Origin of the sequence: Kitasatospora sp. NPDC056076, from assembly GCF_042266305.1 — a bacterium.
Taxonomy (GTDB): domain Bacteria; phylum Actinomycetota; class Actinomycetes; order Streptomycetales; family Streptomycetaceae; genus Kitasatospora.
This window is the reverse complement of record NZ_JBHJWG010000068.1, coordinates 20,019-31,622: the sequence shown is the minus strand read 5'-3', so window position 1 is coordinate 31,622 and position 11,604 is coordinate 20,019. Positions and strand designations below refer to the sequence as shown.

The following is an 11,604-nucleotide window of genomic DNA, read 5'->3' as shown; positions in this document are numbered from 1 at the left end:
AGGAATCTCCAACCCCGATCAGACGATCGAGGCCGGGGATGTCAACATATCTGGCGTTGACTTTTGGCACGCTGTTGAGTTCTCAAGGAACGGACACTTCCTTCGGGCCGCCTTCCAGCGGGCCCTCCGGGCGCTTCGTTCTTTCGTGTTTCAAGCTTATCAGATGTTTTCCGCTCCGTTTTCCGGAGTTTCATTCATCCGATTTGGCTTTTGCCTTTCGGCGCTCCCGAACTCTACCAGAGTTTCTCGGTCCGTTTTCCCGGTAGTTCTCGAATTCGCATTCGTATTCGAGGACTTCCTTGGGGCTCGTCCCGTGGGGCAACCCGGAGAACATTACGCACCGGGTCGCCCCACGTCAAACCAGCCTCAGCGGGGCCGGACGAGGGTCTGGAGCGGGGCTCAGACCTCGACGACGACCGGCAGGATCATCGGCCGGCGGCGGTAGTTGTCCGCGACCCACTTGCCGATGGTCCGGCGGACGAGCTGCTGCACCTGGCGGGGCTCCAGCACGCCGTCGCTCGCCGAGCGGTCCAGGGCCTCCTGGAGCTTGGCGACGACCGGCACGAAGGCGTTGTCGTCGATGCCGGAGCCGCGGGCCTGGATGGTCGGGCTGCCGACCAGCTTGCCGTTGGTCGTGTCGACCGCGACGAAGACCGAGATGAAGCCCTCCTCGCCGAGGATCCTGCGGTCCTTGAGCGAGGCCTCGGTGATGTCGCCGACCGAGGCGCCGTCGACGTAGACGTAGCCGGCCCGGACCTTGCCGACGATCCGGGCGACGCCCTTCTCCAGGTCGACGCAGACGCCGTCCTCGGCGATGACCACGCGGTTGCGCGGCACGCCGGTGGCGATGCCGAGCTCGGCGGCGGCCCGCAGGTGGCGCCACTCGCCGTGGACCGGCATCAGGTTGCGCGGCTTGCAGATGTTGAAGAAGTACAGCAGCTCGCCGGCCGAGGCGTGGCCGGAGACGTGCACCTTGGCGTTGCCCTTGTGCACGACCTTGGCGCCCCAGCGGGTCAGGCCGTTGATCACGCGGTAGACGGCGTTCTCGTTGCCCGGGATGAGCGAGGACGCCAGGACGACGGTGTCGCCCTCCACGATGCGGATCTGGTGGTCGCGGTTGGCCATCCGGGACAGCGCCGCCATCGGCTCGCCCTGGGAGCCGGTGCAGATCAGCACGACCTCCTTGTCCGGCAGGTCGTCGAGCTGCTTGACGTCGACGACCATGTTGCCGGGGACCTTGAGGTACCCGAGGTCACGGGCGATGCCCATGTTGCGGACCATCGAGCGGCCGACGAAGGCGACCTTGCGCTTGTACTCGTGCGCGGCGTCCAGCACCTGCTGGATGCGGTGCACGTGGCTGGCGAAGGACGCGACGATGATGCGCTTGTCGGCGTTCGCGAAAACGTTTCGCAGCGCGGCCGAGATGTCGCGCTCGTGCGGGATGAAGCCGGGGACCTCGGCGTTGGTGGAGTCCACCAGCAGCAGGTCCATGCCCTCCTCCGCCAGCTTGGCGAAGGTCGGCAGGTCGGTGAGGCGGCCGTCCAGCGGCAGCTGGTCCATCTTGAAGTCACCGGTGGCCACGACCATGCCGGCGGGGGTGCGGACCGCCACGGCGAGGGCGTCCGGGATGGAGTGGTTGACCGCGATGAACTCGCAGTCGAAGGGGCCGATGCGCTCGCGCTCGCCCTCCTTGACCTCCAGCACGTACGGCCGGATGCGGTGCTCGGCGAGCTTGGCCTCGATCAGGGCGAGGGTCAGCTTGGAGCCGATCAGCGGGATGTCCGGGTTCTCCCGCAGGAGGAACGGGACGGCGCCGATGTGGTCCTCGTGGCCGTGGGTGAGGACGATGCCGTCGACCTTGTCGAGGCGGTCCCGGATGTAGCTGAAGTCCGGGAGGATCAGGTCCACGCCGGGCTGCTCGTCCTCGGGGAAGAGGACGCCGCAGTCGATGATCAGGATGCGGTCGCCGTACTCGAGGACCGTCATGTTGCGGCCGATCTCGCCGAGGCCGCCGAGCGGAGTGATGCGGAGGGCGCCCTCCTTGAGGGCCGGGGGCGCGCCGAGTTCGGGGTGCGGGTGGCTCAAAAGACTCTCCTCACGACGCACGCCATATGCCCGGGGTCCTCCCCCTGGAGACATATGGCGTGCGTACTCAGTGTCGTTCTTCCTACTGGGTCTGTGCTCTCGCGCCTTCGGTCCGGTCCAGCGGCGGACCCGGTCGGGTCCGGCGAGCCGGGGCGCGCACGTCTGTGTCTGCTACAGGTGTACCCCGCCGGAGGCGAGATCCTGCTTCAATCGGTCGATCTCCTCGGACGTCGCGCCGACCAGGGGCAGGCGCAGCGGCCCGGCGGGCAGGCCCTGGAGGTCCAGCGCGGCCTTGGTGAGGATCACGCCCTGGGTGCGGAACATACCGGTGAACACCGGCAGCAGGCCCTGGTGGACGGCGGTGGCCTTGGCCACATCGCCAACCAGGTAGGCCTCGATCATGGCCTTCAACTCACCGGCGACCACGTGCCCGACGACGCTGACCACGCCGGCGGCCCCGACGGACAGCAGCGGCAGGTTCAGGATGTCGTCGCCGGAGTACCAGGCGAGGTCGGAGCGGGCGATCGCCCAGGCCGCCGCGCCGAGGTCGCCCTTGGCGTCCTTGTTGGCGACGATCCGCGGGTGCTCGCCGAGCCGGACCAGGGTCTCGTGGCTCAGCGCGACCCCGCTGCGGCCCGGGATGTCGTACGCCATGACCGGCAGGCCGGTGGCGTCGGCGACCTGCGTGAAGTGCCGGTACAGGCCCTCCTGCGGGGGCTTGTTGTAGTACGGCGTGACGACCAGCAGGCCGTGCGCCCCGGCCGCCTCCGCCTGGCGGGCCAGTTCGACGCTGTGGTGGGTGTCGTTGGTGCCGACCCCGGCCACCACGTGGGCACGGTCCCCGACCGCCTCCACCACGGCGCGGACGAGCTGGGCCTTCTCGGCGTCGCTGGTGGTCGGGGACTCACCGGTGGTGCCGTTGACGACGAGGCCGTCGTTCCCGGAGTCGACGAGGTGCGTGGCGAGGCGCTGGGCGCCGTCGAGGTCGAGCGCGCCGTCGGCGGTGAACGGGGTGACCATCGCGGTCAGTACCCGGCCGAACGGCGTCTGGGGGGTGGAGGTCGGAGCCATGCGTCCAAAGCTACTCGTAGGCGGTGGGGCGGTACCCATGCCGGTCCAGGGTTCGGACAGGTGAGCAGGCCAGGGGCGGGGGATGGGATCCCGGTGCTGCCCGCTCGGGGGTTCGGGCAGCACCGGGATCCGTGGTCACGAATGTAGGGAGCGGCCAGAAAAGCCGCAATCCAGACATGCCCGACACTCTGCCCATATGCCTGTCGTCCCAGGTCAGGGGGCGACCCGGCCGTGCTTCTCGAAGGCCGCATGGGTGAGCGGCATGAGCTGCGCCCACTGCTCCTCCATCCGCTCCGCGACCATCTCGATCTCGCGCTGCGGGAAGGACGGCACCGCCGAGTTCTCCCGCCGGGTGCGCAGCGAGAGGAAGTGCATCAGCGAGCGCGCGTTGCAGGTCGCGTACATCGAGGAGAACAGGCCGACCGGCAGCACCGCCCGGGCCACCTCGCGGGCCACGCCGGCCGCCAGCATCTCCTGGTAGCGGGCGTAGGACTCGCGGTACGCGGCCTCCATCGCCCCGGTGGTGGTCCCGTGCTGCTCCGGGGTGCCCTCGTGGAACTCGTACTTGCCCGGACGGCCCTGCTGGACCAGCTTGCGGTCGGTGCCCGGGACGTAGAAGACCGGCTCCAGCTCGCGGTAGCGGCCGGACTCCTCGTTGTACGACCAGCCGCTGCGGTGCCGGTGGAACTCGCGGAACACGAAGATCGGCGCGCTGATGAAGAAGGTCATCGAGTTGTGCTCGAACGGCGTGCCGTGCCGGTCGCGCATCAGGAAGTTGATCAGGCCCTTGGACTTCTCCGGGTCCTGCTGGAGCGCCTCCAGGGACTGCTCCCCCGCGGTCGACACCCGGGCCGACCAGATGACGTCCGAATCGGCGGCGGCGCTGCGGACCAGCTCCACCGTCACGTCGCTCCGGAAGCTGGGGGCCGTCGGTTCGTCGCTCACGCGTTACTCCTTGCGGGTTCGGTGCTGTGCAGCTTGATGGCGTGCTGCATGGTCTTGCGGGCGCGCGGGGTGTCGCCGGCGTCGGCGTAGGCCACGGCGAGGCGGAACCAGACCCGCCAGTCGCCCGGCGCGGCCTCCGCCTCGGCCTGGCGGCGGGTGAACACCGCGTCGGCCGAGGCCCGGTCGATCCGTCCGCCGCCGGTGCGCCGGAGCTCGTCCACCGGCAGGCCGCCCTCGGCCTCCAGCTCGCGGGCGAGCTGCTCGCTGGCCCGGCCGAAGCGGACGGTCTGGCGCAGGAACCAGATGCCGATCACCGGGATCACGAAGGCGCAGAGGCCGATGCCGATGCCGAGCGGCTTTCCGGTGGCGACCAGCTGGACGCCCTCCCCCACGCAGAGGAGGGCGACCAGCAGCAGTACGCCGGACAGGACGAAGAAACCGGTACGGGAGGTCATGTCGCGCTCCTGGGGTTCACCACGGTCACACGTCCAGGAAGTGTTCGAGGCCGAAGGTCAGCCCCGGGGTCTCGACGACCTTGCGCACGCCCAGCAGGATGCCCGGCATGAAGCTGCTGTGGTGCAGCGAGTCGTGCCGGATGGTGAGCGTCTCGCCGGTGTCGCCGAACATCACCTGCTGGTGGGCGAGCAGGCCGCGCAGCCGTACGGCGTGCACCGGCACCCCGTCCACGTCGGCGCCGCGCGCGCCGGGCAGGCTGTGGGTGGTCGGGTCCTGCTGCTTCGGCCGGCCGGCCTCGGCGCGGGCCGCGGCGATCAGCTGGGCGGTGCGGGTGGCGGTGCCGCTGGGGGCGTCGGCCTTGCGGTCGTGGTGGAGTTCGACCACCTCGACCGACTCGAAGTACTTCGCCGCCAGCTGGGAGAACTTCATGCCGAGGATCGCGCCGATGGAGAAGTTGGGCGCGATCAGGACGCCGACGGGCAGCGGCGGACGGCCGGTGGCCTCGGCCGGGACGAGCCAGCCCTCCAGCTCGGCCAGCCGCAGGTCGTCCCAGCCGGTCGTGCCGGTGACCACGTGGATGCCGTGGTGGACGCAGTAGTCGAGGTTGCCCATCACCGAGTCCGGGTGGGTGAGTTCGACGGCGACCTGGGCACCGGCCTCGGTCAGCTCCTCCAGCCTGGAGCCGCGGCCGAGGGTGGCCACCAGCTCCAGGTCCGGCGCGGCCTCGACGGCCTTGACCGCCTCCGAGCCGATCCGTCCGTTGGCACCGATCACGGCGACACGCAGCGTCATAGCGACGTTCCTCTCCGGGGGGACAATCCTCAGACCAGCAGATCGGCGAGCCGGGCGGCCCGCTTGTCGTTGACCGGCCCGATCAGCGCCAGCGACGGCCGGTACGCGCCCAGCACATCACGGGCCACCGCGTGGACGTCCTCCAGGGTCACCGCGGCGATCCGCGCCAGCATGTCGTCCACCGACAGGTGGTGCCCGTAGCTGAGTTCGGCCTTGCCGATCCGGTTCATCAGCGAGCCGGTGTCCTCCATGCCGAGCACGGTGGAGCCGGAGATCTGGCCGATCGCGCGCTGCAGCTCCTCCTCGGTGATGCCGTCGGCGACCACCTTGGCGAGCTCCTCGCGGCAGATCCGCAGCACCTCCTCGACCCGCTTGGGCTGGCAGCCGGCGTAGATGCCGAACAGGCCGCTGTCCGCGTAGGAGGAGGAGTACGAGTAGACGGAGTAGGCCAGGCCGCGCTTCTCCCGGACCTCCTGGAACAGCCGGGAGCTCATCCCGCCGCCCAGGGCCGCGTTGAGCACGCCCATCGCCCAGCGGCGCTCGTCGTGCCGGGGCACGCCGGGCACGCCCAGCACCAGGTGGGCCTGCTCGGTGGAGCGGTTGAGCACCTCGACCCGGCCGGCCGTGCGCAGCGCCTTGACGCCGCGGCGGGCCTCGGCGGGCGCCGCGGTGGAGCGGGCCAGCACCGGCGCGAAGGCCTCCTGGACCTGCTTGACGACCTTGCGGTGGTCGAGGTTGCCGGCCGCCGCGACGACCAGGTTCTCCGGGCGGTAGCGGCGGTGGTAGAAGCCGGCGACCTGGTCCCGGGTGAGGGCCTTGATGGTCTCCTGGGTGCCGAGGATCGGGCGGCCGAGCGGGCCGCTGCCGAAGATCACCTTGGCGAACAGGTCGTGGACGACGTCACCCGGGTCGTCCTCGGCCATCGCCATCTCCTCGAGGATGACGCCGCGTTCGGCGTCGACGTCCTCGGCGCGGATCAGCGAGCCGGTGAGCATGTCGCAGACCACGTCGATGGCCAGCGGCAGGTCGGTGTCCAGGACCCGGGCGTAGTAGCAGGTGTTCTCCTTCGCGGTGAAGGCGTTCATCTCGCCGCCGACCGCGTCCAGGGCCGCCGAGATGTCCAGCGCGCTGCGCCGCTCGGTGCCCTTGAAGAGCAGGTGCTCCAGGTAGTGGGTGGCGCCGTTGAGCTGCGGGGTCTCGTCCCGGGAGCCGACGCCGACCCAGATGCCGAAGGTCGCGGAGCGCACCGTCGGCAGGGTCTCGGTGACGACCCGCAGGCCGCCGGGGAGGACGGTGCGGCGCACCGTGCCGGCGCCGTCGACGCCCTTGAGCAGGGTCCGGGTGGAGCCGGGACGCTGCTTTACCGCCGGGGCCTGGGCCACGGGGGGTACCTCCAGAGGAAACGCACGTGGAATGGCACGTACGGACGAACGCGTGGACAACAGGGTGCGGCCCGCACGCCGGGAGGCGTACGGGCCGCAAGGGTCAGCTAGCGGCGCTTCACTCGGAAGCGGCCTCGCCGCCTTCCTCGCCCTCGACGACCGGGATCAGGGAGAGCTTGCCGCGCGGGTCGATCTCGGCGATCTCGACCTGCACCTTGGCGCCGACGCCGAGGACGTCCTCGACGTTCTCGACGCGCTTGCCGCCGGCCAGCTTGCGGATCTGCGAGATGTGCAGCAGGCCGTCCTTGCCCGGCATGAGCGACACGAACGCGCCGAACGTCGTGGTCTTGACCACGGTGCCCAGGTAGCGCTCGCCGACCTCCGGCATGGTCGGGTTGGCGATCTGGTTGATCGTGGTGCGGGCGGCCTCGGCGGCCGGGCCGTCGGCGGCACCGATGTAGATGGTGCCGTCGTCCTCGATCGTGATCTCGGCGCCGGTGTCCTCCTGGATCTGGTTGATCATCTTGCCCTTGGGGCCGATGACCTCACCGATCTTGTCCACCGGGATCTTGATGGTGATGATCCGCGGCGCGTTCGGGGACATCTCGTCGGGCGAGTCGATGGCCTCGTTCATCACGTCGAGGATGTGCAGGCGGGCGTCCTTGGCCTGCTTGAGCGCGGCGGCCAGCACGGAGGCCGGGATGCCGTTCAGCTTGGTGTCGAGCTGCAGCGCGGTGATGAAGTTGCGGGTACCGGCGACCTTGAAGTCCATGTCGCCGTACGCGTCCTCGGCACCGAGGATGTCGGTCAGCGCGACGTAGTGGGTCTCGCCGTCGATCTCCTGGGAGATCAGGCCCATGGCGATGCCGGCGACGGCGGCCTTGAGCGGCACACCGGCGTTCAGCAGCGACATGGTCGAGGCGCAGACCGAGCCCATCGAGGTGGAGCCGTTGGAGCTCAGCGCCTCGGAGACCTGGCGGATCGCGTAGGGGAACTCCTCGCGGGTCGGCAGGACCGGGAGGATGGCGCGCTCGGCGAGGGCGCCGTGGCCGATCTCGCGACGCTTGGGCGAGCCCACGCGGCCGGTCTCGCCGACCGAGTACGGCGGGAAGTTGTAGTTGTGCATGTAGCGGCGACGCGTCTCCGGGGAGAGCGTGTCGAGCTGCTGCTCCATCCGGAGCATGTTCAGCGTGGTGACGCCCAGGATCTGGGTCTCGCCGCGCTCGAACAGGGCCGAGCCGTGGACGCGCGGGATGGCCTCGACCTCGGCGGCCAGGGTGCGGATGTCGGTGACACCGCGGCCGTCGATGCGGACCTTGTCCTTGATGACGCGCTCGCGGACGACCTTCTTGGTCAGCGCGTTGTAGGCGGCGCTGATCTCCTTCTCGCGACCCTCGAACTCGGGGAGCAGCTTCTCGGCGGCGACCGCCTTGACGCGGTCCAGCTCGGCGTTGCGCTCCTGCTTGCCCGGGATGGTGAGGGCCTTGGCCAGCTCGTCCTTGACGGCGGCGGTCAGCGCGGCCAGGACGTCGTCCTGGTAGTCCAGGAAGACCGGGAAGTCGGCGGTCGGCTTGGCGGCCTGGGCGGCGAGCTGCGACTGGGCGGCGCACAGCACCTTGATGAACGGCTTCGCGGCGTCCAGACCGGCGGCGACGACGTCCTCGGTCGGCGCCTCGGCGCCGCCCTCGACCAGCTTGATGGTCTTGTCGGTGGCCTCGGCCTCGACCATCATGATCGCGACGTCGCCGTCCGGCAGGACGCGACCGGCGACGACCATGTCGAAGACGGCCGACTCCAGCTCGCTGTGGGTCGGGAAGGCGACCCACTGGCCCTTGATCAGCGCGACGCGGACGCCACCGATCGGGCCGGAGAACGGCAGGCCCGCCAGCTGGGTGGAGGCGGAGGCGGCGTTGATGGCGACCACGTCGTACAGGTGGTCGGGGTTGAGCGCCATGATCGTGCAGACGACCTGGACCTCGTTGCGCAGGCCCTTGACGAAGGACGGGCGCAGCGGGCGGTCGATCAGGCGGCAGGTGAGGATCGCGTCCTCGGAGGGCCGGCCCTCGCGACGGAAGAACGAGCCGGGGATGCGGCCGGCGGCGTACATCCGCTCCTCGACGTCCACGGTCAGCGGGAAGAAGTCGAAGTGCTCCTTCGGCTGCTTGGACGCGCTGGTGGCCGACAGCACCATGGTGTCGTCGTCGAGGTAGGCCACGGCGGAGCCGGCGGCCTGACGGGCCAGACGGCCGGTCTCGAAGCGGATGGTACGGGTGCCGAAGGAACCGTTGTCGATCACGGCCTCGGCGTAGAACACGTTCTCTTCCACCTGGAAGATCTCCTCTTTCGTACGTTCTCCGGGAGAGCGTCCCCGCGCACTGCCTCGGGCTGGCCCTGGGGCCCTCCTGCCAGGGAGGGCGGCAGTCGGGCCGGTCTTCGATCGAAGCCTCCGGGGTGCCCCGCTCGTCGGCGGGGGTTCCGGGGGCCACTACCGAGGACCGGCGCCTCACGGCTGCCGGGCCGGGACGGGCGGTCCGCGTCTGGACGCTCTCTCGGATGCGGGCGGCTTCCGTTTGAAGCCTTCGTCCCGCGGGGGGTTTGGGTCTGCTGCCCGGGTGGCGCTCCTGCGCCATCACCCGGCATGCCCACAACCCTACGGTGCAATCCTCGGCCACCTGGGGAGGTGCGCGCGAGTTGTTATGTCAGGGTGCCGCGTTCGAACCCGCCGCGGCATACGCGCGAGGGGCGGCTCCCCGGTGTGGGGAGCCGCCCCCTGCGGCGGTCTTAGCGGGCGCCGCCGGCGGCACCGCGACGGATGCCCAGGCGGTCGACGAGCGTACGGAAACGCTCGATGTCCTTCTTGGCCAGGTACTGCAGGAGGCGGCGGCGCTGGCCGACCAGGATCAGCAGGCCACGACGCGAGTGGTGGTCGTGCTTGTGGAACTTGAGGTGCTCGGTCAGGTCCGAGATGCGGCGGGAGAGCATGGCCACCTGGACCTCGGGGGAACCGGTGTCGCCCTCCTTCTGGCCGAACTCGGCGAAGATCTGCTTCTTGACGTCAGAGGCGAGTGCCACTGCAACTCCTTCAAGGTCTACCGAGCGGTCCTGGTCGACAGCACAGGACTCTGCGAGAACTCGGTGTCGCGAGCGCTGTCCGCGGTCGACGGCCCACGAAGGGGTGGACACACGGCTGCGCTCGAAGGCCAAGGGTACCAGTGCCGCCCACCCGGCCGGTCGGCGGGTGGGCGGCGGGTGGCGGGCGCCCGGCGGCGGGGGCGTGCGCGGTCAGCCGGTGGCGCCGCGGACCAGCCGGTAGACGTTCAGCACGGCGAGCGCCAGCGGGACCAGCGAGATCAGGGTGAGGCTGTCCACCAGGTCCAGGATGCGGCCCCAGAACGGGGAGACGCCCAGCCGGGGCACCACCAGGGCGATCGCGGTGAGCAGCGCGGCCCCGAAGGCGACGGAGGCGGCCAGCCAGATGGTGCGCAGGTCGAGCTCGGTGCTGGAGCCGGCCGCGCGCAGGACGAACTGCGGGGTGTGCAGGGACAGCCCGACGATCAGCAGGCACAGGCCGAGCAGGCCGGCGACGGTGAGGCTGAGGACCTGCGCGGTGTAGCGGAACAGCCGGGCGCGCAGCATGGCGGCGATGCCGAGGGCGAGCGCGAGCAGTTCGGGGAAGGTCCGGTCGGTGAAGGAGAGGACGGCGCAGGCGCCGACCACGACCGCGGCACAGCCGCCGACCAGGCCGACCAGCACCTCGTGGCCGCGGCGGGCCTGGTGGGCGATCCGCTCGTACTGGACGGCCTCGGCGCGCTCGGCCTCCTCGTCGTAGTCGCGGCTGCGGGTGCGGGTCTGGCCGGGGGCGCTGAATCCGACCGGCAGCCGGGCGAAGCGGGCGGAGAGACTGGGCAGGAAGCCGATCGCGGCGACGGCGGCGACGCCGGTGACGGCGGCGATGTTCCCGGCCGGGGTGTCGGGCATCAGCACGGCGGCGAAGGTGGCGAGCGCGCCGGCGGTGGCGACGAAGGCGGCGGCGACGAACACCGCGTCCTTGTCCGGGAGCAGTCCGGCGAGCAGCACGGAGATCACCAGGACGGTGACGCAGCCGGTGAGGAACTGGAGCCGGCCGGGGCCGTCCCACGGGTGGGCGACGGCGATGACGCCGCTGCCGGCGATCATGGCGTGCGGCAGGGCGCCGAGGCCGAGCGCGACGGCGGCGTGGGCGTCCTGGTAGACCCGGGCGCGGACCCCGGCGAGCGCGGTGAGCACCACGGCGGCGACGCCGGCCAGCACGCCGGGCAGGCTGTGCATGTCGTGGCGCAGGTCGGAGAACCAGAGCGCGAAGCCGAGCAGGGTGAGCAGCACCCCGGCGCCGATCAGGCCGAAGCCGCGCATGAGGTCGACGGTCCAGAACCGGCGGTCGGCCTCGACGGCGCTGGCGATGGCGTCGGCGACGTCGTCGTAGACGGCGGGCGGCAGCGACTCGGCGAAGGGGCGCAGCGCCAGCAGGTCGCCGTCGCGGACGTGTTGGGCGGCCAGGGACAGGCTGCTGTCGAGGACGGTGCCGTCGCGGCGGACCAGGTGGAAGCCGGTGGGGGTGCCGTCGGGCTGGCTCTGGTTGGCCAGCCGCAGCACCTCGGGGTAGACGTCGGCGAGGGCGACGTCCTCGGGCAGGGCGACGTCGATCCGGCGGTCCGGGGCGACGACGGTCACCCGGCAGTAGCCCGTGGCGGCTGTCGCGCTCACGACGGCACCTCGATCCTTCGACGCACTGGACGCTCCCCCTGTGTGGACGGTGCCGCGGCACGGTGGCGCGCGGGGTGGCTGTGGAACCGGCCCGGCCGGGCCGCGAGTTGGCGCGGCGTTACCCTACCCG

9 protein-coding genes are annotated in these 11,604 nt (G+C 70.8%); all 9 read right to left on the bottom strand.

Annotation, left to right across the window (positions count from 1 at the left end; genetic code table 11):
• Positions 1–399: 399 nt before the first annotated feature.
• On the bottom strand, positions 400–2,085 hold the full coding sequence (locus ACFC1T_RS35520; protein WP_375896092.1) for a ribonuclease J: 1,686 nt from the start codon (positions 2,083–2,085) through the stop codon (positions 400–402).
• Between the two features lie 171 nt (positions 2,086–2,256).
• Entirely contained in the window at positions 2,257–3,156 is a 900-nt protein-coding gene (gene dapA, locus ACFC1T_RS35515) for a 4-hydroxy-tetrahydrodipicolinate synthase (RefSeq protein ID WP_375896089.1), read from the bottom strand.
• A gap of 213 nt (positions 3,157–3,369) precedes the next feature.
• Complete coding sequence (gene thyX, locus ACFC1T_RS35510) at positions 3,370–4,101, bottom strand: FAD-dependent thymidylate synthase (protein WP_375896087.1); 732 nt, start codon at positions 4,099–4,101, stop codon at positions 3,370–3,372.
• The gene (locus tag ACFC1T_RS35505) at positions 4,098–4,556 is read right to left on the bottom strand and encodes a hypothetical protein (RefSeq protein WP_375896085.1); all 459 of its coding nucleotides are present in this window, start codon (positions 4,554–4,556) and stop codon (positions 4,098–4,100) included. Before ACFC1T_RS35505 ends, thyX begins: the two co-directional genes overlap by 4 nt.
• Before the next feature lie 25 nt (positions 4,557–4,581).
• Complete coding sequence (gene dapB / locus ACFC1T_RS35500; RefSeq protein ID WP_375896083.1) at positions 4,582–5,349, bottom strand: 4-hydroxy-tetrahydrodipicolinate reductase; 768 nt, start codon at positions 5,347–5,349, stop codon at positions 4,582–4,584.
• Between the two features lie 29 nt (positions 5,350–5,378).
• A complete protein-coding gene (locus tag ACFC1T_RS35495) occupies positions 5,379–6,731 on the bottom strand; it encodes a M16 family metallopeptidase (protein ID WP_375896080.1) in 1,353 nt (450 codons plus the stop codon).
• A 118-nt stretch (positions 6,732–6,849) separates the two neighbouring features.
• A complete protein-coding gene (locus ACFC1T_RS35490) occupies positions 6,850–9,057 on the bottom strand; it encodes a polyribonucleotide nucleotidyltransferase (protein WP_375896078.1) in 2,208 nt (735 codons plus the stop codon).
• A gap of 455 nt (positions 9,058–9,512) precedes the next feature.
• Complete coding sequence (gene rpsO / locus ACFC1T_RS35485; RefSeq protein ID WP_188302791.1) at positions 9,513–9,803, bottom strand: 30S ribosomal protein S15; 291 nt, start codon at positions 9,801–9,803, stop codon at positions 9,513–9,515.
• Between the two features lie 210 nt (positions 9,804–10,013).
• Complete coding sequence (eccD, locus tag ACFC1T_RS35480) at positions 10,014–11,474, bottom strand: type VII secretion integral membrane protein EccD (RefSeq protein WP_375896075.1); 1,461 nt, start codon at positions 11,472–11,474, stop codon at positions 10,014–10,016.
• Positions 11,475–11,604 lie beyond the last annotated feature (130 nt).